21 protein-coding genes and 1 pseudogene are annotated in these 25,423 nt (G+C 73.4%); 9 read left to right on the top strand and 13 right to left on the bottom strand.

Annotation, left to right across the window (positions count from 1 at the left end; genetic code table 11):
- Positions 1–477: 477 nt before the first annotated feature.
- Positions 478–2,946 (bottom strand): annotated as a pseudogene (locus tag H9624_RS15205) (phosphodiester glycosidase family protein); the annotation flags it as partial.
- A 558-nt stretch (positions 2,947–3,504) separates the two neighbouring features.
- Between H9624_RS15205 and H9624_RS15200 the strand changes: the two are divergent.
- Positions 3,505–3,915 carry a CoA-binding protein gene (locus H9624_RS15200; RefSeq protein WP_251840747.1) on the top strand — a complete coding sequence of 137 codons (411 nt, stop codon included), beginning with the start codon at positions 3,505–3,507 and terminating at the stop codon, positions 3,913–3,915.
- Between the two features lie 9 nt (positions 3,916–3,924).
- Here the strand turns inward: H9624_RS15200 and H9624_RS15195 are convergent, their stop codons facing one another.
- The 4 genes from H9624_RS15195 to H9624_RS15180 form a co-directional block, all read right to left on the bottom strand.
- Entirely contained in the window at positions 3,925–5,088 is a 1,164-nt protein-coding gene (locus tag H9624_RS15195) for an LCP family protein (protein ID WP_251840746.1), read from the bottom strand.
- Positions 5,089–5,314: 226 nt separating this feature from the next.
- Positions 5,315–6,514 carry an LCP family protein gene (locus H9624_RS15190; protein ID WP_251840745.1) on the bottom strand — a complete coding sequence of 400 codons (1,200 nt, stop codon included), beginning with the start codon at positions 6,512–6,514 and terminating at the stop codon, positions 5,315–5,317.
- A gap of 21 nt (positions 6,515–6,535) precedes the next feature.
- Positions 6,536–6,976, bottom strand: a complete 441-nt coding sequence (locus H9624_RS15185) for a DUF2304 domain-containing protein (RefSeq protein WP_251840744.1) — start codon at positions 6,974–6,976, stop codon at positions 6,536–6,538.
- Positions 6,977–6,986: 10 nt separating this feature from the next.
- Positions 6,987–7,667 (bottom strand): glycosyltransferase family 2 protein, encoded by a 681-nt coding sequence (locus H9624_RS15180; protein WP_251840743.1) that lies wholly within the window; start codon positions 7,665–7,667, stop codon positions 6,987–6,989.
- 125 nt (positions 7,668–7,792) lie between these two features.
- On the opposite strand from H9624_RS15180, the gene H9624_RS15175 reads away from it, so the two are divergent.
- Genes H9624_RS15175 through H9624_RS15165 form a run of 3 tightly spaced genes read left to right on the top strand, consistent with a single transcriptional unit; the run spans position 7,793 to position 10,490 of the window.
- Positions 7,793–8,386, top strand: coding sequence for an acyltransferase (locus H9624_RS15175; protein ID WP_251840742.1), 594 nt, complete (start codon positions 7,793–7,795; stop codon positions 8,384–8,386).
- Positions 8,383–9,486: a DegT/DnrJ/EryC1/StrS family aminotransferase gene (locus H9624_RS15170; RefSeq protein WP_251840741.1), complete on the top strand. Its 1,104-nt coding sequence runs from the start codon at positions 8,383–8,385 to the stop codon at positions 9,484–9,486. The genes H9624_RS15175 and H9624_RS15170 overlap by 4 nt, the downstream gene beginning before the upstream one ends.
- Positions 9,486–10,490, top strand: coding sequence for a Gfo/Idh/MocA family protein (locus H9624_RS15165; RefSeq protein ID WP_251840740.1), 1,005 nt, complete (start codon positions 9,486–9,488; stop codon positions 10,488–10,490). Before H9624_RS15170 ends, H9624_RS15165 begins: the two co-directional genes overlap by 1 nt.
- A 233-nt stretch (positions 10,491–10,723) precedes the next feature.
- Here H9624_RS15165 and H9624_RS15160 read toward each other — a convergent pair whose 3' ends face one another.
- From H9624_RS15160 to H9624_RS15150, 3 genes are all read right to left on the bottom strand, one after another.
- Positions 10,724–11,593, bottom strand: a complete 870-nt coding sequence (locus tag H9624_RS15160; protein ID WP_251840739.1) for an Fpg/Nei family DNA glycosylase — start codon at positions 11,591–11,593, stop codon at positions 10,724–10,726.
- A 149-nt stretch (positions 11,594–11,742) separates the two neighbouring features.
- Positions 11,743–12,732, bottom strand: a complete 990-nt coding sequence (gene rfbB / locus H9624_RS15155; RefSeq protein ID WP_251840738.1) for a dTDP-glucose 4,6-dehydratase — start codon at positions 12,730–12,732, stop codon at positions 11,743–11,745.
- A gap of 27 nt (positions 12,733–12,759) precedes the next feature.
- Entirely contained in the window at positions 12,760–14,088 is a 1,329-nt protein-coding gene (locus tag H9624_RS15150) for a UDP-glucose dehydrogenase family protein (protein ID WP_251840737.1), read from the bottom strand.
- A gap of 100 nt (positions 14,089–14,188) precedes the next feature.
- Between H9624_RS15150 and H9624_RS15145 the strand changes: the two genes are divergently transcribed.
- Together H9624_RS15145 and H9624_RS17000 are read left to right on the top strand one after the other, a co-directional pair.
- Positions 14,189–16,120 (top strand): N-acetylmuramoyl-L-alanine amidase, encoded by a 1,932-nt coding sequence (locus H9624_RS15145; protein WP_251840736.1) that lies wholly within the window; start codon positions 14,189–14,191, stop codon positions 16,118–16,120.
- Positions 16,121–16,210: 90 nt separating this feature from the next.
- Positions 16,211–17,203, top strand: a complete 993-nt coding sequence (locus H9624_RS17000) for an excalibur calcium-binding domain-containing protein (RefSeq protein WP_251840735.1) — start codon at positions 16,211–16,213, stop codon at positions 17,201–17,203.
- Positions 17,204–17,231: 28 nt separating this feature from the next.
- Here H9624_RS17000 and H9624_RS15135 read toward each other — a convergent pair whose 3' ends face one another.
- Positions 17,232–17,861, bottom strand: a complete 630-nt coding sequence (locus tag H9624_RS15135; RefSeq protein ID WP_251840734.1) for a dTDP-4-dehydrorhamnose 3,5-epimerase family protein — start codon at positions 17,859–17,861, stop codon at positions 17,232–17,234.
- Positions 17,862–17,917: 56 nt separating this feature from the next.
- On the opposite strand from H9624_RS15135, the gene rfbD reads away from it, so the two are divergent.
- A complete protein-coding gene (gene rfbD, locus H9624_RS15130) occupies positions 17,918–18,784 on the top strand; it encodes a dTDP-4-dehydrorhamnose reductase (RefSeq protein WP_307784973.1) in 867 nt (288 codons plus the stop codon).
- A 12-nt stretch (positions 18,785–18,796) separates the two neighbouring features.
- On the opposite strand, the gene H9624_RS15125 is transcribed toward rfbD, so the two are convergent.
- Both H9624_RS15125 and rfbA read right to left on the bottom strand, forming a co-directional pair.
- On the bottom strand, positions 18,797–19,099 hold the full coding sequence (locus H9624_RS15125) for a Dabb family protein (RefSeq protein ID WP_251840733.1): 303 nt from the start codon (positions 19,097–19,099) through the stop codon (positions 18,797–18,799).
- 41 nt (positions 19,100–19,140) lie between these two features.
- On the bottom strand, positions 19,141–20,007 hold the full coding sequence (rfbA, locus tag H9624_RS15120) for a glucose-1-phosphate thymidylyltransferase RfbA (RefSeq protein ID WP_251840732.1): 867 nt from the start codon (positions 20,005–20,007) through the stop codon (positions 19,141–19,143).
- A gap of 133 nt (positions 20,008–20,140) precedes the next feature.
- On the opposite strand from rfbA, the gene H9624_RS15115 reads away from it, so the two are divergent.
- Positions 20,141–21,352: a CAP domain-containing protein gene (locus H9624_RS15115; RefSeq protein ID WP_251840731.1), complete on the top strand. Its 1,212-nt coding sequence runs from the start codon at positions 20,141–20,143 to the stop codon at positions 21,350–21,352.
- A 114-nt stretch (positions 21,353–21,466) separates the two neighbouring features.
- Entirely contained in the window at positions 21,467–22,666 is a 1,200-nt protein-coding gene (manA, locus tag H9624_RS15110; RefSeq protein WP_251840730.1) for a mannose-6-phosphate isomerase, class I, read from the top strand.
- A 215-nt stretch (positions 22,667–22,881) separates the two neighbouring features.
- Here the strand turns inward: manA and H9624_RS15105 are convergent, their stop codons facing one another.
- Together H9624_RS15105 and eboE are read right to left on the bottom strand one after the other, a co-directional pair.
- Complete coding sequence (locus H9624_RS15105; RefSeq protein WP_251840729.1) at positions 22,882–24,258, bottom strand: alkaline phosphatase family protein; 1,377 nt, start codon at positions 24,256–24,258, stop codon at positions 22,882–22,884.
- Positions 24,255–25,421, bottom strand: coding sequence for a metabolite traffic protein EboE (gene eboE / locus H9624_RS15100; protein WP_251840728.1), 1,167 nt, complete (start codon positions 25,419–25,421; stop codon positions 24,255–24,257). The genes H9624_RS15105 and eboE overlap by 4 nt, the downstream gene beginning before the upstream one ends.
- Between the last annotated feature and the right edge of the window lie 2 nt (positions 25,422–25,423).

The following is a 25,423-nucleotide window of genomic DNA, read 5'->3' as shown; positions in this document are numbered from 1 at the left end:
GAGGGCGGCGACGGCGTCCTCGGGCGCGTCCGCGGCGGCGCCGACGTGCACGCCGTCGGAGCCGCTCCACGCCCAGCTCATCGGCCAGGCGAGCCCGAAGGTGCGGGTGTCGTCCTGGGTGACCTGCGCGTCGAGGGTGAGGGACTCGCCCGCCGCCAGCGGGGCCGACGGCGCAGTGAGGGCGAGCTCGTCCACGCGCGTCTGCACCTCGACGGACAGCCACTGGCCCTCGGTGTCCTGCCAGCGGCCCGCGTCGGGGTCGACGCCGAGCATCGTCCACCCGGTGAAGCCGCCGTTCGCGGGGGTGGAGGCCGGGCCCTTGCCCGCGTTGCCGTTGATGACGTACGGGACGCCGTCCACGCGGGAGACGTCGAAGACGCCGACGTGCGCCCCGACGTGCGCGACCGACTTGCCGGTGCTCGCCCGCCAGTCCGCGAGCCAGCGGTCGATCATCTCGGCCTCGTGGCGGTCGGTGAGCTGGCTGTTCTTCGTCGGCAGCGGGTCGTTGGTCGGGTGGTGGCTGACCACGAGGACACCGGTGACGGCGTCGTCGCTCGCGGCGTCGTCGAGCTGCTCGCGGAGCATCCGCACCTGCTCGAAGTCGGCCGCCAGCCGCCCGGTGGCCGAGCTCAGCGTGATGATGCGTGTGCCCTCGAGGTCGCGGACGCCGGACGTGTCACCGAACTCGGCGACGAAGTTGTCGATGGAGGCGCCCATGACCTCGTGGTTGCCGGGCACGTAGGTCCAGGGGAAGTCGGCGTCGCCGAGCTCCTCCTCGAGGATGGTCCTCGCGAGGTCGAAGTCCTCGGGCGCCGCCTCGTCGACGAGGTCGCCGTTGATGACGAGGAGGTCCGGGTCCTCGGCGACGATCTCGCGGAAGGCGTCGCGCGCCCCCTCGACGGCGCCGCTGTCCGGGGAGGCCGCGACGAACTGCGCGTCGGACATGACGGCGACGCGCAGGTCGTCGTCGTCGGTCGCGCCCGTGGGCACGACGAGCGGGTCGGTGACGCGCTGCGTCGTCGGCGCGGGCACGCCCTCGGGCGGGAGGTAGGCGTAGATGTCGGAGAAGCCGACCTCACCGGTGTACTGCTTGGCGGCGACCGTCTCGAGGAGGCGGATCCGCTCGAGCGTCAGCGGCGTCTCGAAGGACGGCGGGACGACGAAGTCGACACGCTGCCAGCCCTCCCACGTGACGTGGAGGGACTGGGAGCCGCCCGGGCCGTCGATCCAGCCGACGACGCCGTTGGCCTGGCGCACCTGCAGCCGCAGGAGGGAGCCGTTGCCGTCCCCGTTCACCCACAGGGACAGCTTCTGCGGGCGGCCGGGGATCTCGATCGCGCCGCCGGGCGCCACGGCGTACTGGCCGCGCGTGCCGGTCGACTGGGTGAAGTCGTAGGTCATCCGCAGGCCGCTGCCGCCGTCGTGGCCCTCGCCGGCGGTCACGGTGCCGCCGGGGGCGCGGTCGTGCGCTGAGGTCCACGCCTCGGCCTCGGTGAGGTCGTCGATGACCCGCAGCTCGAGCGGGACGGCGACGACGACCTCCACCTCGGCCTCGCCGACGGCGAAGGTGAGGGCGGTCGAGCCCTCCTCGCCGGTGGCGGTGACGAGGAAGGTCCCCGTCCCGGTCGGCTCGACGTCGAAGGTCTCCGGCGCGGGGTTGGTCACGGTGACGTCCTGCGCCTCGACGGGGGCGGTGAAGCCCTCGGCGTCGTGCCCGGTGAGGGTGAGCTCGGCGGTGGAGCCCTCGGCCTCGAGGTTGACCACGGTCTGCGAGGCGCTGATCCGGGTGAGCGGTCCGAGCACCTCGACGTCGAGCTCGCCGGTGGCCTCGCCGGTGGCCGCGGTGATCGTCGCGTGGCCGGGCTCCTCGCCGCGGACGACGCCGTCGCTCACGGTGGCGGCACCGGTGCTGGCGGTCCACGCCTGCGGGGCGCCGTCGACCGGGGAGAGGGTCTCGTCGTGACCGGACGCCGTGAGGGTGCGGTGCAGGCCGGGGAAGACGCGGGTGGCGTCGTCGTCGGCGGTGAGGGTCTCGAGGCGGTAGCCGGTGAGCTCGCCGGACCCCGGCGTGGCGAGGAAGAGGCCCAGGCCGTTGGCGTCGTCGCGCTCGTAGCCGTCGGAGGGGCTGTTGCGGACGGTCGTGCCCTGCCTGCCCGGCTCGCGGGTGTTCATCTGGGAGGAGCCGCCGCCGTCGAGGTTGAGGGCGTCGTGGGCGCCGAGGTCGAGCATGAGCGTGCCGAGCTCGCTGAGGGACAGGCCCCGGGAGGTGGCCTGCCGCCCGTCGACGACGGCGAGGTAGGCGGTGGCGCCGTCCTCGCTGAAGCCGACGGCGGTGCGGGGGTGGCGGGTCGTGCTGTACTCCCCGCCCGCGTTCCCGACGACGCCGTCGGCCAGGACCGGCGGCTCGCCCTCGGGCTGGCCGCCGACCGCGACGCGGACGTCGTCCTGGTCCAGGGCGTAGCTCACGGTGACCTCGTCACCGGCCTCGAGCGCCGCGAGGGCGTCGGCCGCGGCTCCGGGACGGGCGACGAGGGCCTGGACGCCGTCGGGCAGCCGGCCCTCGCCGGGCTCGCCGACGGCGGTGACCCGGCCCTCGGGGTCGAGCAGCACCTCGACCCCCGTCTCGCCGGCCGCGAGGGTGCGGGCGCGCGTGTAGTCGCCCCACTGGCTGGTGTAGACGGTGACGCCACCGGCGGGGGCGGCGAAGAGGTTGACGCCGGCGAGCGGGAGGCTCGTGCCCGGCAGCTCGACGGTGCCCTCGAGCAGGAGGCGCGTCACTCGGCCCAGGCCATCCTCGTCGAAGGCGACCGACTGACCGCGGCCCGGGTTGGCGGACTTGAGGATGCCGTCCTCGGCGTCGACAGCGAAGCCGGCCGGCGCCCAGGAGTTGTTGATGTCGAAGAAGTCGCCGTTGACGGCCGCGACGGCACCGGCGCGCTCGGCCATGTCGGTGACGGTGCCGCCCTCGGTGAGGGTGGGCGGGGCGATGTGGTCGGCGCGGATCGAGTCCCCGAGCTCGGCCTTGAGGACGTTGACCTGGAGCCAGCCGTCGCCGTCGAGACGCTCGAAGCGGACGTGGTCGAGCCCGGGTGCGACGACGGTGTGCTCGACGTCGGTGACGATCGCGGCGCCGTCGTCGTCGAGCCGCATGCCGGCGACGACGACGGGTTCCGGTGCGGTCTGCGCGGCGGCCGGGGCCGCGGTGATGACGCCCCCGGCCAGCAGCACTGCTGCGGTCGCGGAGGCTGCGAGCCTCCGGGGGACGGACGTGAGTGGTGACACGCTTCCTCCTGGTCTGCGATGACGGCCGGCGGCAGCGCGCCCCCCGGCGTGACGGCCCTCACCATATTGGGCAATGCTTGACGCGGGCAACGGTCTGCAGAAAGAACTTTCCACAGCGCTGACCCGTGGCGGGGACGCTACGGCCGTGCCGTGAACCGCTGGTGAACCGCGGATGACCGCCCGGCCCCGGAATGCGGGCGGTGGTGGGGGCGTTGCCCAGCCATGAGCCACCGCAACGACCCTGCCGTCATCGAGCGCCTCCTGCGGACCCCGGGCCGGTGGGCCGTCGTCGGCCTGTCGGGCAACCGGGCCCGCACGGCGTACGGCGTGGCGGCCTACGTCCAGGACCTCGGCATGGAGATCGTGCCGGTCCACCCGCGCGCCGAGTCGGTCCACGGGGCGCAGGGCTACGCGCGGCTCGCGGACGTGCCCGGCGAGATCGACGTCGTCGACGTCTTCGTCAACTCCTCCCTCGCCGGCGGGGTGGTCGACGAGGCGATCGAGGCGGGGGCCAAGGCGGTGTGGCTGCAGCTCGGCGTCGTCGACGAGGCGGCCGCCGCGCGCGCCAGGGCCGCCGGGCTCGACGTCGTCATGGACACCTGCCCGGCGATCGAGTACCCCCGCCTCGCCTGACGGGGGCGGCTACTCGAAGTCGGCCTCGGTGAGCTCGCCGGAGGCGAGGCGCTCGAAGAAGTCCGGGGCGAGGTCCGGGTCGAGGAGGACCGTGGAGCCGACGCCACCGGGGCGGTAGTTGTAGTCCGCGATCGGCGGCGGGCCGATGAGCCCGGCGGAGCCGGTGGCGGCGCGGAAGGCGAGTGCCATCCGGCCGAGGTCGATGATGCCGGTGTCGTCGTCGACGACGATCGCGCTGAGGGCGGAGTCGATGAGCCCGACGTGCCCGCGCGGGTCGAGGACGGTGCTCGGCGTCGCGACCTCGGAGATGATCGAGGAGACGAGCTGGCGCTGGCGGGCGGTGCGCCCGATGTCGCCGTCGGGGTCGGAGTAGCGCATCCGGGCGAAGGCGAGCGCGGTCTCGCCGTCGGCCGGGTGGCAGCCGGCCTCCCACACGAGGTCGCTGCGCCAGTCGTCGACGTCGTAGTCGAGGCACAGCTCCACCCCGCCGACCGCGTCGACGACGTCGCGCACGCCGGCCATGCCGATCTCGACGTAGTGGTCGACCGTGAGGCCCGTGAGGCCCTCGACCGTCTCGACGAGCAGCTCCGGGCCGCCGTAGGAGTAGGCGGCGTTGAGCTTGGCCGCGCCGTACCCGGGGATGTCGGTGTAGGTGTCACGCGGCAGCGAGACGAGCGCGGCCGGCCCGGACTCGGGCTTGTGGAGCACCATGATCGTGTCCGAGCGCTGCCCCTCGGTCGCGTCGTCCGCGGCGCCGTCGGCCCGCGAGTCGGAGCCGGCGAGCAGGTAGGTGGTGCCGGGGGTGTTCGCCGCTCCCGACAGCGCGGAGACGTGGGAGATGCGCCCGTTGGCCCACCACAGCAGCCCCACCGGCCAGGCGAGGACCAGCACGAGCAGGACGACGACGACGGCGGCCACCCAGCGGCCGCGGCGGCGGCGCTTGCGGGGGGCGGGGGTGGGGGCCGGCTGGCGGGGGTCCACCTGGCGTGGCGGGGTGGTGGCCTCCGCCGGCGTGGCCGTGCGGGGGGCGTAGGCGGCGGGCCGCTGCGGGGACGCGCCGCGCTGGGCCTCGGCGGTGCGGGGCGCCTGGGCCGGCCGCTGGGCCGGGGACGCGGGCTGGGCCTGGCCGCGGACGGACCGGCGCTCGGGTCCGGCGGGGCGGGAGGTCGGCATCGCGCGGGTGGCGTCGGCTGCGCCGCTCGGCGGTGGGCCGACCGGCCGGGCGCCTCGGGCGTCGGGCCGGGGGGCTGAGCCTCCGGGCGCGAAGCTCGGGGGCATAGCAGGCTCTTCCGGCCGTGGCCGGCGTCCGCGCGCCCGAGGTCCGTCCTGACTCATCTCACTCCCGCCTGTCCGTGCTGGGCCAATGTAGTGCGCCCGCGTGCGTGCGTGTGGGAGGCGCTCAGGGGCAGACCGGCGTCTCGGTGGGCTCGGGGTCCGCCGTCACCGGCGGCTCCTCGGTGGTGGGCTCCTCCGTGTCACCGGTCTCGTCGTCCGACGGCTCCTCGGTGGGCTCCTCGCCGGCGGCGTTCAGCGCGCCCTGGATTGGCTCGTCGTCCCGCAGGGCCTCCCACAGCTCCTCGGCCTCGGCTGCGGGGACGACGCGGTTGCCGGCCGGCAGGTGGGGCATCGTCTCGAAGACGATGCTCTCGAGGTCGATGCCGCGCAGCGAGTAGGCCAGGCCCGCCATCGTGGGGATGGAGCCGAGCTCGGTCCCAGTGGTGAGCGTGGAGGTGGCGGCGTCGAGGAAGCGGTAGAGCTTGGGCAGGTCGGTGAGGAGGTTCTTGGACAGCGCCTCGCGGGCGATGGCGGCGACGAGCTCCTGCTGACGGCCGATCCGGTCGATGTCCGAGCCGTTGCCCAGGGAGTATCGGGCGCGGGCGAAGCCGAGGGCGTCGCGGCCGTCGAGGACCTGCTCCCCGGCCTCGAGCTCGAGCTTCGCCTTGGGGTCGCTGATCGCCTCGGGGATGCACATGGGCACCCCGCCGAGCGCGTCGATGACGTTGATGAACCCGGCGAAGTCGACGATGACGAAGTCGTCGATGAGGACGCCCGACAGCTCCTCGATGGTGCGGATGGTGCAGGCCGCGGCGGTCCCCAGGCCGCCGCCGTCGGCGCCCATCGCGAAGGCGCGGTTGAACATCGTCTCGTAGCTCGGCTCGGTCCACGTGCCGTCGCCCATGCCGCAGGAGGGGATCGTGACGAGCGTGTCGCGGGGGATCGAGACGATCTCCACCCGGTCCCGCTCGGCGGAGATGTGGACGATCATCGTCGTGTCCGAACGCTGCCCGGCCTCCGGCGTCGTGCCGTACTCGTCGTTGACCTCACCGGCCCGGGTGTCCGAGCCGAGGACGACGACGTTGATCGCCTCGCCGGACGCGGGGTCCAGCGGAGCGGGCTCCTCCTGGCCGGCCTGCGTGGGCCGCTCGCCGAGGAGGTCGTCGATGTCGTGACGGTCGATGTTCGTCTGGATGTCGTTGTACGCGATCGCGAAGGTGCTCGTCCCGAACAGGACGAGGCTCAGCGCGGCGAGGCCGGCGCCGCGCGCCCAGCGGGAGGGGCGGCGGTGGGAAGCGGCGTGGCGCGGGGTACGGACAGACACAAGTGTCGATCTTAGGGCCGGTCAGCCCGCTGTCGGCGGCAAGGCCGTGGGGCGATCGTGGAGGGTTTGTGCAGGATCCTCCGCGCGAGGCGCCCGCGTGCCCTCCGACTGAGCCTCGCCGGCCTCGATGCGCGACCGGGTGAGGGCCAGCTCGCGGGTGAGGACGGTGATCCGGCGCTCGAGCTCACCCAGGCGCCGGTAGCTCGTCGCGATGAAGGAGAGGAACGCGATGACGAGTGCGTACAGGAGCAGGTCGGCGCCGCGCCCGACCCCCACCCGGCGCGCCAGCCAGGTGAGCCAGTCGGGGAAGACGACGGAGGCCGCGGCGACGGCGACGAAGCCGACGAGGAGGATGCGCCGGATCGCCTGGTGCCGGGCGTTCGCCGTCGTCCGCGTGAGCAGGGCGGCGACGACGCCGACGCCGACGAGCAGGATGACCTGGATGACGATCTGGTCGGACATGGGGCTCCGGTCAGCGGAAGACGAGGTCGACGAGGATGTTCACCGAGTTGAGCAGCGACTGCCCCTTGGCGCGGGAGTAGTCGGTGTAGAGCAGGTGCACGGGGTGCTCGGCCCACGGTAGCCCGGTGCGTCCGAGCTGGGCGACGATCTCCGTCGCGTGCGCCATCCGGTCCTGCCGCAGCTCCACCCGCTCGGCCGCGTCCCGGCGGATGACGCGCAGGCCGTTGTGCGCGTCGGTCAGCCGCAGACCGGTGCTCCGGTTCGTCACCCACACCGCGAGCTTGAGGACGATGCGCTTGAGCAGCCCCGGGCGCGTGCGGCCGTCGAGGAAGCGGGAGCCGAAGACGACGGCGAGGTCCTCCTCCCGCGCGCGGCGCACCATCTCCGCGGCGTCGGCCACCTGGTGCTGGCCGTCGGCGTCGAAGGTGACGAGGTAGCGGGCGTCGGTGCGCGAGAGGACGAAGTCGATCCCCGTCTGCAGCGCCGCTCCCTGGCCGAGGTTGACCGGGTGGCGCACGACGACGGCGCCCGCCTCCCGCGCCCGCTCGGCCGACTCGTCGGCGCTGCCGTCGTCGACGCAGACGATGTGCGGAAAGGTCGCCCGTGCCTGCCTCACGACGTCGCCGACGACGGCGGCCTCCTGGTACAGCGGGACGACGAGCCACGCGTCGGTCACCGGCGTCGTGCTCATGGCGCCCATTGTCGCAGCCGGGAGCGGGTCGACCGCCGCCCCTGCGCCCGCGGGTCCCGGCCCGCCGTCGCCCCGCTCGGTTAGCCTGAGCCCAGCGCTGCGCCACGGCAGCCGGGAAGGGACGCATGACCGCACGGATCACCGACACCGCCGACGTCGCGCCGGACGCCCAGATCGGCGACGGCGCCAGCGTCTGGCACCTCGCCCAGGTGCGCGAGGGTGCCGTGATCGGCGAGGGCTGCGTCGTCGGCCGCGGTGCCTACATCGGCACCGGCGTCCGGATGGGGCGCAACTGCAAGGTGCAGAACTACGCGCTCGTGTACGAGCCCGCCGAGCTCGCCGACGGCGTGTTCATCGGCCCGGCGGCCGTCCTCACCAACGACACCCACCCGCGCGCCATCAACGCCGACGGCACTCTCAAGTCCGCCGAGGACTGGCAGCCCGTGGGCGTCACCATCGGGACCGGCGCCGCCATCGGCGCCCGCGCCGTGTGCGTCGCCCCGCTGACGATCGGGGCCTGGGCCACGGTCGCGGCCGGCGCCGTCGTCACCCGCGACGTCCCGCCCCACGCCCTCGTGGCGGGGGTGCCCGCCCGGCAGATCGGCTGGGTCGGCCACGCGGGCCAGCGTCTCCTGCCCGACGGCAACCAGCTGCGCTGCCCGGCCACCGGCCGGTGCTACGAGATCCACGACGACGAGCTTCGCGAGGTCACCGAATGAACCAGCCCCTCATCCCCGCCGCCAAGCCCCTGATCGGGGACGAGGAGCGGGCTGCTGTCGACGCCGTGCTGCGCTCCGGGATGGTGGCCCAGGGGCCGCAGGTCGCGGCCTTCGAGGAGGAGTTCTCGGCCGCGCTGGTGGGCGGGCAGCGGTGCCAGGCGGTGAGCTCGGGGACGGCGGGCCTGCACGTGGGTCTGCTCGCGTGCGGCATCGGTCCTGGGGACGAGGTCATCGTCCCGTCCTTCACCTTCGCGGCGACGGCGAACTCGGTGGCGCTCACAGGCGCGACGCCGGTGTTCGCGGACATCGACCCGGACACGTTCTGCCTGTCGGCGGACTCGGTGGCGGCGGCGGTGACGGAGCGGACGCGGGCGGTGATGCCGGTGCACCTGTACGGGCACCCGGCCGACATGGACGGCATCGGCGCGGTGGCCGCGGAGCACGGGCTGGAGGTCTTCGAGGACGCCGCGCAGGCGCACGGGGCGAGCCTGGACGGTCGCCTCGTGGGTACGTGGGGGCGGTTCGCGATGTTCTCGCTGTACCCGACGAAGAACATGACCTCCGGTGAGGGTGGCATGGTGGCCTGCGCCGACGAGGAGGTCGCACGGCAGGTGCGGCTGCTGCGCAACCAGGGCATGGAGCGGCAGTACGCGAACGAGGTCGTGGGCCTGAACGTGCGGATGACCGACATCCACGCGGCGATCGGGCGGGTGCAGCTGGGCAAGCTCCCCGGCTGGACGGCGCAGCGGCAGGCGAACGCGGCGTTCTTCGACGCGCACCTGTCCGGCGTGGTGACCCCGCCGGTCCGTGAGGGCGCGGTGCACGTCTACCACCAGTACACGATCCGGGTGGAGGCGGGCGAGCGGGACCGGATGGTCACCGCGCTGCGTGAGGAGCACGGGATCGGCACGGGCGTGTACTACCCCACCCCCTCCCACCGGCTGTCCTCCCTGGAGCGGTACGCGCCGGCGGTCGACATGTCCCAGACCGAGCGGGCGGCGGGTGAGGTGATCTCCCTGCCGGTGCACCCCTCCCTGTCCCAGGGTGACCTGGAGCGGGTGGTGGCGGGCGTCAACGCCGTCGCCGGGGCGGGCGCCTGATGACGACGACGACGGGGCGTGGCCCGGTGCGGATGGGCCTGATCGGGCTGGGGTCGATGGGCCGCCACCACGCGCGGGTGATCCGGGCGACCGATGGTGTGGAGCTGGTGGCGGTGGCCGACCCTGCCGGTGACACCTACGGGGTGGCCGGTGAGCTGGAGGTGCTCCCCGACGTCGAGGCCCTCGTCGCCGCGGGCATCGAGGCCGCGATGGTGGCCGTGCCGACGGTGTACCACGAGCAGGTGGGCCTGACGCTGGCCGCGGCCGGGGTCCACACGATGATCGAGAAGCCCATCGCGCACACCGTGGAGGCCGGGCGCCGCGTGGCGACCGCCTTCACCGAGGCCGGCCTGGTGGGCGCGGTCGGCTACGTGGAGCGGTGCAACCCCGCGATCATGGAGCTGCGCCGCCGCCTGGCGGCCGGCGAGCTGGGACAGGTGTACCAGATCCAGACCCGCCGCCAGGGACCGTTCCCGGCGCGGATCTCCGACGTCGGCGTGGTCAAGGACCTGGCGACCCACGACGTCGACCTCACCGCGTTCATCGCCGGCTCCACCTACCGGCAGGTGTCCGCGCAGGTGACCCACCGCTCGGGCCGTGACCACGAGGACATGGTCGTGGCCACCGGGGTGCTGGAGTCCGGGGTCATCGTCAACCACGTCGTCAACTGGCTCTCGCCGATGAAGGAGCGCACCACCGTCGTCACCGGTGAGCGCGGGGCCTTCGTGGCCGACACGATGAGCGGGGACCTCATCTTCTACGCCAACGGCACCGTCCCCACGACCTGGGACCGCGTCGCCCACTTCCGCGGCGTCACCGAGGGCGACGTCGTGCGCTACGCCCTGCCCAAGCGCGAGCCCCTGGCCGTGGAGCAGGAGAACTTCCGCGACGCCGTCCTGGGCAACGGCGCCGACATCGTCACCATGGACCAGGGCGTCCACACCCTCACCGTCATCGAAGCCATCCTCGAAGCAGCGCGCGAGGGGACGACGGTCACCCTCTGACGGCGAGTCCTGACCCCGGCCGGCCCCCGAAAGCCCCGCGCCGAGCGCTGAGTTGTTCAGCAGCCATTCCCGCCGACAGCCGGACTCCTCCCTCCACCCCCGCGCCGGCCCCCGAAAGCCCCGCGCCGAGCGCTGAGTTGTTCCTCGTTGTTGGGGCGCGCGGCGTTGGCGGCGCCGGTAACAAGTCAGCGCTCGGCGGGGTGGGGGCGGCGGCGGGGTGGGGGCGGCGCGGGTCAGCGCAGCAGCTTTGACATGCGGCGGTCGGCGAGGAGCTTGCCGCCGGTCTGGCAGGTGGGGCAGTACTGGAGCGAGGAGTCGGCGAAGGACACCTCCGCCACCGTGTCGCCGCACCGTGGGCAGGGCTGGCCCGTGCGCCCGTGCACGGCCATCCCCGAGCGTTTGACGTCCTTGAGCTCGGCCGCCTCCCGGCCCACCGCCGCGGCGATCGCCGCCTCGAGCACGCCGGCGATGCTGCCGTACAGGTGGTCGCGGGCGTCGGCGTCGAGGGTGCGCGTCAGCGCGAAGGGGCTGAGCCGCGCGGCGTGGAGGATCTCGTCGGAGTAGGCGTTGCCGATGCCGGCGATCGCCCCCTGGTCCCGCAGCAGGCCCTTGATCTGCTGGTTCTTCCCGTCGAGCAGGTCGTCGAGGAGCTCGCGCGTGAAGGCCGGGGAGAGCGGCTCCACGCCGAGCGTCGCGATCCGCTCGACCTCGGCGGGGTCGCGGACGACGTGGATGGCCAGGCTCTTCTTCGTGCCCGCCTCGGTGAGGTCGAAGGCGCCCTCGTCCAGGACCACCCGCGCCGCGAGGCCTGACTTCCCTGCCCGCGGCATCCCGGCGGGTGCCGTCTCGTGCCAGCGCACCCACCCCGCCCGGGCGAGGTGGAAGACGAGGTGGAGATCGCCGTCGGGCGTCGTCGCGGTGAGGTCGAGCCACTTCCCGTGCCGGGAGGCGCCGGTGACGGTGGCCCCGACCAGCGCCGTCGGCGGCGGGCCGTAGGTCTTGAGCGCCGGGAAGGAGGTGATGTGGAGGGCGCGCACCGTCCGGCCCGTGGCGCGGGTGGCGAGCACCTGCACCAGGGCCTGCACCTCCGGAAGCTCGGGCACCGGAGAAGTCTCGCAGAGCGCCGTGCGGCGCAACAGTCCTGGGAGCCGTCGACAGCTCGGCAGGCCCAGGGGCGGGATCCAGCTGTCGGCGGGACGGGGGCCGGCGGGGAGGGGGGCCGGCGGGGAGGGGGAGCCGGCGGGAGGGGCGGCTACTGGCCGGTGGCGGCGTACTTGGCCTCGACGGCGTCCTTCTGAGGGCGCCACCAGGCCTCGTTGGTGCGGTACCACTCGATGGTGTCGGCCAGGCCGGCGCGGAAGTCGTGGAAGCGGGGCTCCCAGCCGAGCTCCTCGCGCAGGGGGCGGGAGTCGATGGCGTAGCGCAGGTCGTGGCCGGGGCGGTCGGCGACGTGGTCGTAGTCGCCGGGGTCCTTGCCCAGGAGCTCCAGGACGAGCTCGACGACGGCCTTGTTGCTCATCTCCCCGTCGGCGCCGATGAGGTACGTGCGTCCCACCTGGCCGCGGTCGATGATGTCCCACACGGCGGCGTTGTGGTCGGCGACGTGGATCCAGTCGCGGACGTTGAGGCCGGCGCCGTAGAGCTTGGGGCGCCGCCCGTCCAGGACGTTGGTGATCTGGCGGGGGATGAACTTCTCGATGTGCTGGTAGGGCCCGTAGTTGTTCGAGCAGTTCGACAGGGTGGCGGCCACCCCGAAGGAGCGGACCCAGGCGCGCACGAGCATGTCCGAGCCGGCCTTGGTCGAGGAGTACGGCGAGGAGGGGTTGTACGGCGTGGTGGCGGTGAACTTGGCCGGGTCGTCGAGCTCGAGGTCCCCGTAGACCTCGTCGGTGGAGATGTGGTGCAGCCGCGTGCCGTGGCGGCGCACCGCCTCGAGGACCGTGAAGGTGCCCACGATGTTGGTGTGGACGAAGGGCCACGGGTCGTTCAGGGAGTTGTCGTTGTGGGACTCGGCCGCGAAGTGGACGACGACGTCGGCCTGGGCCACGAGCGGGTCGACGACGTCGCGGTCGGCGACGTCGCCCTCGACGAGCTCGACGTCAAGCCCGGCCAGGGACCCGCGGCTGCCCGCGTAGGTGAGCTTGTCGAGGACGGTGACCTGCACGTCGGGACGCTCGGTCAGGGTCTGGCGGACGAAGTTGGCACCGATGAACCCGGCACCACCGGTCACGAGCACGCGCACGGGACTACTCCTTGGTCGGTCGGACGGTCAGGGTCGGCCCATGCCGTGGTAGGTCCAGCCGGCGGCGCGCCACTGGGCGGGGTCCAGGACGTTGCGGCCGTCGATGATGGCCGGCCGGTTGGCGAGGTCCTTGACGGCGGCGGGGTCGAGGTCGCGGAACTGGCGCCACTCGGTGAGGAGCAGGACGACGTCGGCGCCGGTGATGGCGTCCTCGGCGGTGTCGGCGACGGTGAGGCCGTGGTTGTCCTGGGCGGCGAGGATGGGACCGGCCTGGGGGTCGGTGACGGCGACGTGGGCGCCGGCTCCGGCGAGGCGGTGGGCGATGTCCAGGGCCGGGGAGTTGCGCATGTCGTCGGTGTCGGGCTTGAAGGAGGCGCCCAGGACGGCGACCTTCTTCCCGGACACGGCTCCGTCGAGGAGGTCGGTGGCCAGGGTGAGGACGTGGTCGCGGCGGCGGTCGTTGATGGAGTCGACCTCGCGCAGGAAGCCCAGGGCCTCGTCCACGCCGAGCTCCTCGGCGCGGGCCATGAAGGCGCGGATGTCCTTGGGCAGGCATCCACCGCCGAAGCCGACGCCGGCGCGCAGGAACTTGTGGCCGATGCGGTCGTCGTGCCCGATGGCGGCGGCGAGCTGGGTGACGTCGGCGCCGGTGGCCTCGCACAGCTCGGCCATGGCGTTGATGAAGGAGATCTTGGTGGCCAGGAAGGAGTTCGCGGCGACCTTGACGAGCTCGGCGGTGGCGTAGTCGGTGAGCAGGCGGGGGATGCCCTGGGTGGTGATGAGGTTGTCGTAGACCTCGTCGAGGACCTCCTGGCCGAGGCGGGCGGCCTCGGGGTCGGGGGACAGGCCGTAGACCATGCGGTCGGGGGAGATGGTGTCCTGCACCGCGAAGCCCTCACGCAGGAACTCCGGGTTCCACACCAGCACGCCACCGGCGGCGGTCACCTGGTCGGCGATCCCGGCGGCGGTGCCCACCGGCACGGTGGACTTGCCGACCACGAGCACCGGGCCGTCGGCGGTGGGGGCCAGGTGGGGCAGCAGGTTGGCCACGGCGCCGTTGACCTGGGACATGTCCGCGGCGTAGGACCCGGCCTGCTGGGGGGTGCCCACCCCGATGAAGTGGACCCGCGCGCCGGCCACGGCGGCGAAGTCGGTGGAGAACCGCAGCCGCCCCGAAGCCACCCCGCGCTGGAGGAGCTCCTCGAACCCGGGCTCGTGGAAGGGCGCCTTGCCCGCCGAGAGGAGGGCCACCTTGTCCTCGTTCACGTCGATCCCGACGACGTCATGGCCGAGCTCCGCCATCGACGCCGCGTGCACCGCACCGAGGTACCCACAACCGATCACCGAAATCTGCATGAGCACACACTAGCCATGCGAACGTGTGAGGAAGATGAGACTTCCGTCGAGGTCATCGCCCTCACTGGCCCGCTGAGGCCTGCGAGGTACATTCGCAGGCATGACAGTTCGCGGGGGGCGGATCGCTCTGTGCTGCACGATTGCCGGACTCACCACTGTCGGGGCGCTCACGCCGGCCGCGCAGGCGGTGGAGGAACCCGCGGGCGGTGACGACGCCGTCGTCCTCGAGCTCACCGACGCCGACGGCGTGCCGACGGACCTCGCCTCAGGCCTCCAGGTGGACGGGGCGGTCGCCACCGACGAGCTCGACGTGCCCGAGTTCTCCGTGGCCGCCGTCACCTGGGACGGGCTGGACGCGCCGGACGAGACCTTCTCCGTCCGCGTGCGCACGGGCGGGGAGTGGACGCCGTGGGCGGCGATCGAGCCCGACGCCGCCGAGACCGGTGACGTGGGCGGGACCGAGCCCTACGTCGTCGGCGGGGCGACCGGGGTGCAGCTGCGGGTGGCGGCCGGCGACGGCGACCTGCCCCACGACCTGCAGCTCCACCTCATCCCCCCGGAGCCGAGCGGGGAGGAGACGGTCGCGACGACGCCGCGGGAGACCGCGCAGCTCGCGGCCGCGGCCGCCGGCCGCGCGTCCGCCACACCGGAGACCGCCGCGGGGCAGGACGCCGTCCCCGCACCCGTCGCGGCGACGGCCGCCTCGCCCGAGGTGGCCGCTCCCGAGGTGGCCGCGACCCAGGCTCGGGCGGCCGTCTCCCGCCCCCGGGTGACGCACCGCGCGGGCTGGGGTGCCGACGAGTCGAAGATGACGTGGACGCCGCGGCACGACCCGCTGCGCGCCGCCGTCGTCCACCACACGGCCGGCACGAACAGCTACACCGCCGCCCAGTCCGCCGGGATCGTCCGGGGGATCTACCACTACCACGCGGTGAGCCGGGACTGGGGCGACATCGGCTACCACTTCCTCGTCGACAAGTACGGCCAGATCTTCGAGGGGCGGGCGGGCTCCCTCGACGCGCCGCCCGGCCGGATCCCCGAGGCCGCGCACGCCCGCGGCTTCAACCGCGGGACGCTCGGCATCTCGGTGCTCGGTGACTACTCGAGCGTCTACGCCCCCGACTCCGTGCTCACCACCATGGCCCGCGTCATCGCGTGGAAGTTCGACGCCGCCGACATCGACATGAGCACGCCCAGCGGCATGATCTCGCCCGGGACCGCCCACCGGCCCGCGGGGCAGAACCTGCCGCGCGTCTTCGCCCACCGCGACGTCGGCGCGACGACCTGCCCCGGCAACAACATCTACGCGCGCATCCCTCGCCTCAACGAGCAGGTCGCCACCCTCGTCGACGGCGACGAGTACCACCTGCGCAACAGCCTCACCGGCGGCGAGGCCCACCTCGCCTTCCGCCTCGGCCTGTCCACCGACGAGGTGCTCGTCGGCGACTGGGACGGTGACGGCAAGGACACCCTCGCCCTGCGCCGCGGCAGCACCTACCTCGTCTACGACGCCCACCCCGGCCAGCGTTTCCGGACGGTGCGCTACGGGCGGCCCGACGACGTCGTCCTCGTCGGTGACTGGAACGGCGACGGCAAGGACACCTTCGCGGTGCGCCGGGGTCGGACCTACCACGTGAAGAACTCGATGACGGGCGGGGACGCCGACCACGTGATCTTCTACGGCCGCCCGGCCGACGACGTGCTCGTCGGCGACTGGAACGGGGACCGCCGCGACACCCTCGCGGTGCGTCGCGGCGCCGACTACCACGTGAAGAACCGCATCGCCGGTGGCGACGCGGACGTCGTCCTCCGGTACGGCCGCCCCGACGACGTCGTCCTCGTGGGGGACTGGGACCGCAACCGAACGGACACCTTCGCCGTCCGGCGCGGCCGCGAGTACCACGTGCGCAACTCCCTCTCCGGCGGAGAGGCGCAGGTGGTGCTCACCTACGGGAAGGCCGGCGACGTCGTGATCGTGGGCGACTGGAACGGCGACGGTCGCGACACCTTCGGGGTGCGCCGCAGCGGCTGACGGACCGGGTGGCGGAACTGGCGTCGACAGGCGTAGCGGAGCGGTACGCTCTCCTCGCACGGGGGCCCCTTTTCTGACACAGGAGTCCTAGTGAACCTTCGACGTTCGCTGTCCGCCGTGGCGGTGGCGGCACTCTCCCTGGGGCTGGCGCTCGGCGCCGGTTCCCCCGCCCTGGCCAAGGGAGAGGTTGTCCGCGGGAACGGCAACGAGTACTTCCTCACCAACAACTTCTCCGGCACTGCCCACCGTTTCACCTACGGCAAGGCCACCGACGAGCTCTTCGTCGGTGACTGGGACGGCGACGGGCGCGACACCCTGGCGATCCGCCGCGGGAACACGTTCTACGTGTCCAACTCCCTCACCGGCGGCACGGCCGACAAGACCTTCAAGTACGGCCGCCGCGGGGACGTCATCCTCGTGGGCGACTGGAACGGGGACGGCAAGGACACCTTCGCGGTGCGCCGCGGGGCCGAGTACCACGTGAAGAACTCGGTGACCGGCGGGGACGCCGACCGCGTCTTCCGCTACGGCCGCGCCAAGGACACCATCCTCGTGGGCGACTGGGACCGCGACCGCCGCGACACCTTCGCGGTGCGCCGCGGCAGCGTCTACCACGTGAAGAACGCCCTGCGCGGCGGGGACGCCGACACCGTTGTCAACTACGGCCGGGAGCGCGACGTCGTCCTCGTCGGTGACTGGGACGGCGACGGCGACGACACCTTCGCCGTGCGCCGCGGCAACGAGTACCACCTCGCCAACAAGCTCCGCGGCGGCGCCGCCGACCGCGTGGAGAAGTACGGGAGCTCCAAGGACACCGTCTTCGTCGGTGACTGGAACAAGGACGGCAAGGACACCATCGGCCTGCGCCGGGTCTGGACGCCCTCGCCCGAGCCGGCGCAGCCCGCGCCGAGCAAGCCGAAGCCGTCACCGAGCCGTCCGCCGCGGGACCTGGACTGCAAGGACTTCAGGACCCAGCGCGAGGCCCAGGCCGAGTACAACTACTGGAAGAACAAGGGCCTGGGCGACGTCCACGACCTCGACGGCGACAACGACGGCAAGGCCTGCGAGAGCCTTCCGCGCTGACCCGGACCCGTGCGGCGCAGGCCCGGGCTCAGTCCCGGGCCTGCGCCCGCAGGTCGTCCAGGTGGGCCTGCACGGCCTCCCAGGTGGGCAGCAGGCCGGAGGCCCGCGCCTCCTCGAGGCCGGGTGCGTCCCGGTCCTTGTCCGAGAGCAGCGGCTCGAGGGGACGGCCCTGGCGGTCCGTCGTCGGCCACTCGATCCCGATCGCCGGGTCGAGCGGGTCGATGCCGTGCTCGCGGCCCGGTGCGTAGGTCGCCGAGCACAGGTAGATGACGGTCGAGTCGTCCTCGAGGGAGCAGAACGCGTGCCCCAGCCCCTCGGAGACGTAGATGGCGCGCCGGTCGACGTCGTCGAGCAGGACGCTGTCCCACTGCCCGAAGGTCGGCGAGCCGACGCGGATGTCGACGACGACGTCGAGCACCGCCCCGCGCGGGCACATGACGTACTTGGCCTGCGACGGCGGGACGTCGGCGAAGTGGATGCCGCGCACGACGCCCGCGGCCGACACCGAGGAGTTCGCCTGGCGCAGGTCGAGCGGGTGGCCGACGGCCTCGACGAAGCGCGGCTCGCTGAAGGCCTCGAGGAAGGTCCCTCGCGGGTCGCTGAACTGCCTCGGGGTGATCTCCCAGGCTCCGGGCACTGCCAGCTCGCGGAACTCCACGCGCACTCTCCCTGCTCTCGACGTCGGGCTCAGGCTAGGGCACGTAGGCTGCCGCCGTGAGCCCTGAGAAGAAGCGGTGGATCGTCACGGGTGCCGGCGGCATGCTCGGCACCGACCTCGTCGCGCTCCTGCGCGACCGCGGTGCCCAGGTGACGGCACTGGGCCGGGAGGACCTCGACGTCACCGACCCGGGCGAGGTGGCCGAGCGCATCCGCGACGTCGACGTCGTCGTCAACTGTGCCGCGTGGACCGCCGTCGACGACGCCGAGGGGCTCGAGGACGAGGCCTTCACCCTCAACGCCGTGGCGCCGCAGCTCCTCGCGCGTGCCGCGCGCCTCGCGGGTGCACGGATGGTCCACGTCTCCACCGACTACGTCTTCGCCGGCGACGCCGCGCGGCCCTACGCCGAGTCCGCTGCCCTCGCGCCCCGCTCGGCCTACGGCCGGACCAAGGCGGCCGGGGAGTGGGCGGTGCGCGTCGAGTGCCCCGACCACCTCGTCGTGCGCACCGCCTGGCTCTACGGCGCCCACGGCGGCTGCTTCCCGCGCACGATGGCGCGCCTCGCCGCCGAGCGCGAGGAGCTCACCGTCGTCGCCGACCAGGTCGGTCAGCCGACGTGGACGGCGGACCTGGCCGACCTCGTCGTGCGCCTCGTCGACGCCGCCGCTCCCGCGGGGACCTACCACGGCACCTCCTCGGGGGAGACGTCGTGGCACGGCTTCACCGAGGAGATCGTCCGGACGCTGGGCAAGGACCCGGCCATGGTGCGGCCGACGACGTCCGCGGACTTCCCGCGCCCGGCACCCCGGCCCGCCTACTCGGTGCTCGGCCACGGCGCGCTGCTCGCGGCCGGGGTCGAGCCGATCGGCCACTGGGCCGAGCGCTGGACCGTCGCCGCGCCCACGGTGCTCGCGGGCGGCTGAGCCGCCCCCGTCCTAGGCGGACGGGGCGACGAAGTCGAGCTCCTGGAACTCGGCGACCTCCGGCACCCACCGGCGCGCGACGAAGTCGACGTGCGAGGGATGGGCGTCGTAGGCGTCGAAGGTCGCCTGGTCGGCGAAGCGCATCCGGAACTGCCAGGTCAGCCGGCTCTTCGCGCTGACCTGCCGCATGACCGCGAAGTCCTCGACGCCGGGGATCGCGGTGAGGACCGTGCGCCCCTCCTCGAGGAAGGCCGCCTCCTCGACGGAGCCGGCGGGGTGGGACAGGCGGAAGGCGACGGTGTGCTCGATCGACAAGGCGGGCTCCGGTGCTCGGCTGGGTGAGGTCCCGACCGAGGCTAGCCGTGCTCGAGGAGGCTGCGCAGGTAGTTCCCGTACCCGGACTTGGCCAGGGCGTCGGCGCGCTCGGCGAGCTCGGCGTCGGACAGGAAGCCCTGACGCCAGGCGACCTCCTCCGGGCAGCCCATCTTCAGGCCCTGGCGGGCCTCGACGGTGCGGACAAAGGCGGTGGCGTCGGCGAGGGAGTCGAAGGTGCCGGTGTCCAGCCAAGCCGTGCCGCGCGGCAGCACCTCGACGTGGAGGTCCCCGCGCTCGAGGTAGACGCGGTTGACGTCGGTGATCTCGTACTCCCCGCGCGCGGAGGGCGCCAGGTTCTTCGCGATCTCCACGACGTCGTTGTCGTAGAAGTACATGCCCGGCACCGCGTAGGAGCTCTTGGGCTCGGCGGGCTTCTCCTCCAGGGAGACCGCCTTGAAGTCGGCGTCGAACTCCACGACGCCGTAGGCGCTGGGCTCGGCCACGTGGTAGGCGAAGATCGCCCCGCCGCGCACGGCGGAGAAGCGCGAGAGCGTCTGGCCCAGACCGGGGCCGTAGAAGATGTTGTCACCCAGGACGAGGGCGGCCGGCTCCCCGCCGATGAAGTCCTCGCCCAGCACGAAGGCCTGCGCCAGGCCGTTGGGGACCTCCTGGACCTGGTAGGAGATGGAGATCCCGAACTGGGAGCCGTCGCCCAGCAGCCGCCGGAAGGCCTCCTGGTCGTGGGGCGTGGTGATGACCAGGACGTCGCGGATCCCGGCGAGCATGAGCGTGGTCAGCGGGTAGTAGACCATCGGCTTGTCGTACACCGGCACCAGCTGCTTGCTCACCCCCAGGGTGATGGGGTGCAACCGTGTCCCTGAGCCGCCGGCCAGAATGATCCCTCGCATGGGGCCAAGTGTTGCCCATCGGACCGCCGCGATCCACCAGCGTGGACGGCACGTGCCGATGGCGGCGCAGCGACCTACAGTGGTCGGGTCACTGGACAGGGCGCCGCCGCGGGTGGCCCGGTTGGGGGAGAACATGACTTTGCGACGAGTGGCCGTCCTCGCGGCCTCGCTGACCGCCTCGCTGATCGCCGTCGGAGCGCCTGCGGCCGGAGCGACCGGCGGGGAGATCGGCGGCCGGGGGGACCAGTACCACCTCACCAACGGCTGGCAGGGCCGCACGGACGTCGCCTTCGCCTACGGCCGCGACAGGGACGTCCTCTACGTCGGCGACTGGAACGGGGACCGGGTGGACACCCTCGCCGTCCGCCGCGGCGCCACGTACCACTTCACCAACCGCCTCACCGGTGGCGAGGCGGACCGCGTCGTCACCTACGGTCGCGCGGGGGACACCGTGCTCATGGGCGACTGGGACGGCGACGGCGTCGACACCCCCGCCGTCCGGCGGGGCGCCACCTACCACTTCAAGAACAGCCTCTCCGGCGGTGACGCCGACCGCGTGGCCACCTACGGGCGCCGGGGCGACGTCGTCATCGTCGGGGACTGGAACGGCGACGGCCGCGACACCCTGGGCGTGCGCCGCGGCTCGGTCTACCACCTGAAGAACTCCGTCAGCGGTGGGGACGCCGACTCCGTCGTCAGCTACGGCCGCCAGCGCGACCAGGTGATCGTCGGTGACTGGGACGGCAACCGGCGCGACACCCTCGGCATCCGGCGCGGCAACGTCTTCCACATCAAGAACTCGATCTCTGGCGGTGACGCCGACCGCGTCATGAGCTACGGCCGCGACACCGACGCCGTGCTCGTCGGGGACTGGAACGGCAACCGCACCGACACGATCGGCCTGCGCACCCAGCGCGCCGGGCAGGTCGAGCAGCCGCCCGCACAGGGCGGGCTCACCGCCTACGACGAGCGCATGTTCCGTCTGGTCAACGAGGAGCGCGTCGCCGCGGGCGTCGCGCCGATGCGGCTGTGGCCGGGCCTGCGGACCGGAGCCCTCTCGCACTCGCAGTGGATGGGACGCACCGGCAGCTTCGAGCACGCGACGACGGACACGATCCGGTCGGACGCCCGCGCCGTCGGCTGCACGGCCGCCGCGGAGAACATCTTCTGGGGCACCCGCGGCTACGTGGACGACCCGGACGCCGCCGTCGACGCGTACATGAACTCCCCGGGCCACCGCGCCAACATCCTCAACCCCAACCACCGCTACTTCGCGGCCGGCACGGCGCAGGCCGACAACGGCAACGTCTACAACACCCAGCGCTTCGCCAGCAGCTGCTCCTGAGCCCGGCCCCCACCCCGCGCGCCCCCCCGGCGCGCGGGGTGCGGCATGCCCGCTCGGCCGACCGATACGGTAGGCGGGCCGGCAGGCGCCCGCCTGCCGCGGTGAGAGGTGGAGATGCGGCGATTGCTCGGCGTCCCGCGGGACTACGCGTGGGGCTCGCCCTCGGCCATCCACCGGCTCATGGGCACGGAGCCGGACGGGACGCCGCTTGCCGAGCTGTGGTTCGGGGCGCACCCCAGCGGTCCCGCGCGCACCGAGGACGGCACCGGTGACGTGCGCCGCCTCATCGAGGAGGACCCCGACGGCACCCTGGGCCGTGACGTCCTGGCCCGCTTCGGCGCCCACCTGCCCTACCTGCTCAAGCTCATCGCGCCGCGTCGGCCGTTGTCCCTGCAGGTGCACCCCGACCTCGAGCGGGCGCGTGCCCGCTTCGCCGCCGAGAACCGGGCGGGGGTGCCGCTGGACGCCCCGTGGCGCAACTACCGCGACCCCAACCACAAGCCCGAGCTCGTCTTCGCGCTCACCACCTTCGAGGCCGTCTCCGGCTTCCGCGCCCCCCGCCGCGCCGCCGAGCTCCTCGCCGACCTCGACGCACCGCTGACCCGCTCGCTCCACGCCACCCTGCTCGCCGACCCCACCCCGAGCGGGATGCGCACGGCCTTCACCTCCCTGCTCGACCCGGCCACCCGCCCCTCCGCGCGCGAGGTGGCCGACGTCGTCGACGCGTGCCGGCGGCGGGCGGCGGACGGGTCGCCCTCACCGCGCGCGGACGCGATCGTCGGGCGGCTCGCCGAGGAGCACCCGCACGACCCGGGCGTCGTCGCCTCGCTCCTGCTCAACCCCGTGACGCTGCAGCCGGGGGACTCCCTCTTCGTCCCCGCCGGCGGTGTGCACGCCTACCTGTCCGGCCTCGGGGTCGAGATCATGGCCTCCTCGGACAACGTGCTGCGCGCCGGGCTCACGAGCAAGCACGTGGACGTCGGGGAGGTCCTCGACTGCGTCGACTACGTCGCCGCCCCGCCCATCCGTGTGGCACCGGAGGTCTTCCACGGCGCCACCCGCGTGTTCTACGCGCCGGTGGACGACTTCGAGCTGTCCGTCACCACCCTGGCCGACGGCGACTGCGCCGACGGCGCGCGTCCACTCCCCGGCCGCGGGCCCCGGATGCTCCTGTGCCTGCAGGGCGAGATGGAGGTCGCCGCGGCGTCGGGCGCCCTGCGTCTGCGCCACGGGGACGCTGCCTTCGTGCGCGCCGACGACGGCCCGCTCACCGTCCACGGCGCCGGCACCCTGGTCCAGGCCGACGTCCCGTAATCCCCACCTCCCCCCCCAACCCCCGCCGACAGCTGACTTCTTACCGGTGAACCGTCGCCTGTTCGGTGACATGCGGCGGGCTCGCGGGAACAACTCAGCTGTCGGCGGCGAGGGGCTCGGGTAACAACTCAGCTGTCGGCGGTGTGGGGTTCGGGTAACAACTCAGCTGTCGGTGGTGAGGGGGCGCGGGGCGGGGCGGGGGGGATCGGGGTGGGTCAGGCGGGGGCGGGGACTCCGGCGAGGCGGAGGAGGAGGTCGCGGACCTCGGTCGCCTGCACGTGGTCCGTCGCCGCGGACGCGTCGGAGCACAGGAGCACCGGGCCCTCGTCGGGGGTCTCGGGCAGGCGGCCGTGGCTGCCGCGGAGCGGCGCCGGGTCCAGCGGGACGACCTCCATCATGTAACGCATGCCGAGCTTCTTGCGCAGCAGCGCCTTGCCCGCGCGCAGCTTGACCCACTTGTCCTTCGGGTCCATGAACAGCTCGACAGGGTCGTACCCGGGCTTCTTGTGGATCTCCACGAGCTTGGCGAAGTCCGGTGCCTTCTTGTCGTCGAGCCAGTAGTAGTACGTGAACCACGCCCGGGGCTCGGCGACGAGCACGAGCTCCCCCGAGCGCGGGTGGTCCAGCCCCGCGGCCTTCTTGCCCTCCTCGTCGAGCACCTGCTCGACGCCGGGCAGCCCGGCCAGCAGGTCGCGGACGGCGGGGACGTCGTCGGGGTCACGGACGTAGACGTGGGCGACCTGGTGGTCGGCGACGGCGAAGGCCTTGGAGGTCCACGGGTCGAGGATCTCGCCGGTGGAGTTGGTGTGGACGTGGAGCAGGCCCGCGCGGCGCAGCGCCCGGTTGACGTCGACGGGCTGGTCGACGTCGGTGATCCCGTACTCGCTGAGCACGACGACGGTCACGCCCATCCGCTCGGCGTCGTCCAGGAGCGGGGCGAGCGCCTCGTCGACCTCCTTGGCCGCGCGGACCGCCTCCGGCCCGGAGGAGCCGAAGCGCTGGAGGTCGTAGTCGAGGTGCGGGATGTAGGACAGCGTGAGGTCGTGGTCCGGCATGACGCGGCGGGTGGCGCCGACGATCCACTTCGAGGACTCGATGTTCGCGCCGGGGCCCCAGAACGTGAACAGCGGGAACGGGCCGAGCTCGGCGACGAGCTGGTCGTGCAGCGACGGCGGCCAGGTCCAGCAGTCGGGCTCCTTGCGCCCGTCGGCGTGGTACTCCGGGCGCGGGGTGACGGTCGTGTCGACGTCGGCGCCCATCGCGTACCACCAGCACACGTTGGCGACGCGGTAGTCGGGGCGGTGACGGCGGATCGTCTCCCACACCCGCTCGCCCTCGACGAGGCCGCTGTGCTGGCGCCACAGGAGGATGTCGCCGAGGTCCCGGAAGAACCACCCGTTGGCGACGATGCCGTGCTCGCTGGGCGGCAGGCCGGTGAGGTAGGTGGACTGCGCCGTGCAGGTGACCGCCGGGAGCACGGTGTCCAGCCGGGCGCGGTAGCCCTGCTGGGCCACCCGCCTGAGACGGGGCATGTGCTCGAGGAGCCGCGGCGTGAGCGCGACGACGTTGAGTACGAGCAGCTTGTCGGTCATGCGTCCTCCAGTCCGAGCGCGTGGAGCTCAGCGCGCGCGTGGTCCAGCTCGGCGGCGATCCCGGCGACGAGCCCGTCGTCGTCGGTCGGCCGCTGGTCGGCGGGCAGCACCGACCACGTGTAGGTCTCCACCTCGAGGTGGTCTGTCAGCGGCCGCTCGCCGCCCACGAGGGCTCGCGCGGAGGCGCTGAGCTCCGTCGTCGTGGCGGCCAGCGGGGAGCGGGGGGCGGAGTGCAGCGGCAGGTGGAAGTGCACGCGCCACGGGGCCTGCGCCGGCAGCGGCGAGCCGCCCAGCGCGTCCGGGAGGTCGTCACGACCGAGGACTCCCGCTGCGACGGGCTCACGCACCTGGTGGAGGAAACGGTCCTCGACGAAGTCGTCGAGCAGACCCTCCGCCACGGCCGCAGCCGGGTCGGCGACGTGGAGGGCGGCGGACAGCTGCGCCTTGACGACGGGCAGCCCCGCCCCGGTCAGCCGGCCCATCGCCTCGTCGACGTCCTCGAAGGCGGTGGCGAGGTGGGCGGTGTCGACGCACACGCCCAGGAACTCGGTGTCGATGCCGGCCAGGGCACGGACGGCGTCGGTCGTCGTCTCGACGACGCAGCCGGGCTCCGGCTCGAAACCGACCCGCACGGTGCGGCCGGTCTCCTCGCGCAGCCGGGCCAGGCCGGTGGCGAGCGCGTCGAGGTTGGCCCGGGCGGCCTGCGCCGCCTCGTCCGACCAGGGCGTCCACCACGCGAGGGGCAGGGTGCTGATGCTCCCGCGGGCGGCGTCGGCGGGCAGCAGCCCGGCGAGGACGCGGGCGGCGGCCAGCGTGTAGTCCAGCCGCGCGCGCTCGGTCCAGTCGGGGCGGTAGACGCGGTGCTTGACCACGGGGTCGTGGAAGCCGCCGTAAGGGAAGGCGTTGAGGGTGACCACCTCCAGGCCCTGCTCGTCCAGGACGCGGCGCAGGTCGTCGAGCTCGCCGGGCTCGGCGGCGAGGCGCCCGGCGGCCGCGGCAGGGAGCCACAGCCCCAGGCCCAGGCGGTCGACGCCGAGCCGCTCACGCACGGGCCCGGCGAAGCTCCGCAGCTGCTCGTGGATGCCGGCGAGGTCCTCGGCGGGATGGACGTTGCTGCAGTAGGCGAGGTGGACGACGGTGCCGTCGCGGTGGCGCAGTCGCACGG

Source organism: Oceanitalea stevensii, assembly GCF_014837105.1.
In the GTDB taxonomy this organism is placed as follows: domain Bacteria; phylum Actinomycetota; class Actinomycetes; order Actinomycetales; family Actinomycetaceae; genus Oceanitalea; species Oceanitalea stevensii.
This window is presented reverse-complemented; position numbering and strand designations above follow the sequence as displayed.

Coding starts and splice junctions, on each gene's coding strand:
- H9624_RS15185 (WP_251840744.1), bottom strand. CDS start 6,976: ATGTCCGACCAGATCGTCATCCAGGTCATCCTGCTCGTCGGCGTCGGC.
- H9624_RS15180 (WP_251840743.1), bottom strand. CDS start 7,667: ATGAGCACGACGCCGGTGACCGACGCGTGGCTCGTCGTCCCGCTGTAC.
- H9624_RS15195 (WP_251840746.1), bottom strand. CDS start 5,088: ATGCCGACCTCCCGCCCCGCCGGACCCGAGCGCCGGTCCGTCCGCGGC.
- H9624_RS15175 (WP_251840742.1), top strand. CDS start 7,793: ATGACCGCACGGATCACCGACACCGCCGACGTCGCGCCGGACGCCCAG.
- H9624_RS15105 (WP_251840729.1), bottom strand. CDS start 24,258: ATGACCGACAAGCTGCTCGTACTCAACGTCGTCGCGCTCACGCCGCGG.
- manA (WP_251840730.1), top strand. CDS start 21,467: ATGCGGCGATTGCTCGGCGTCCCGCGGGACTACGCGTGGGGCTCGCCC.
- H9624_RS15200 (WP_251840747.1), top strand. CDS start 3,505: ATGAGCCACCGCAACGACCCTGCCGTCATCGAGCGCCTCCTGCGGACC.
- H9624_RS15170 (WP_251840741.1), top strand. CDS start 8,383: ATGAACCAGCCCCTCATCCCCGCCGCCAAGCCCCTGATCGGGGACGAG.
- rfbA (WP_251840732.1), bottom strand. CDS start 20,007: ATGCGAGGGATCATTCTGGCCGGCGGCTCAGGGACACGGTTGCACCCC.
- H9624_RS15150 (WP_251840737.1), bottom strand. CDS start 14,088: ATGCAGATTTCGGTGATCGGTTGTGGGTACCTCGGTGCGGTGCACGCG.
- H9624_RS15145 (WP_251840736.1), top strand. CDS start 14,189: ATGACAGTTCGCGGGGGGCGGATCGCTCTGTGCTGCACGATTGCCGGA.
- H9624_RS15115 (WP_251840731.1), top strand. CDS start 20,141: ATGACTTTGCGACGAGTGGCCGTCCTCGCGGCCTCGCTGACCGCCTCG.
- H9624_RS15165 (WP_251840740.1), top strand. CDS start 9,486: ATGACGACGACGACGGGGCGTGGCCCGGTGCGGATGGGCCTGATCGGG.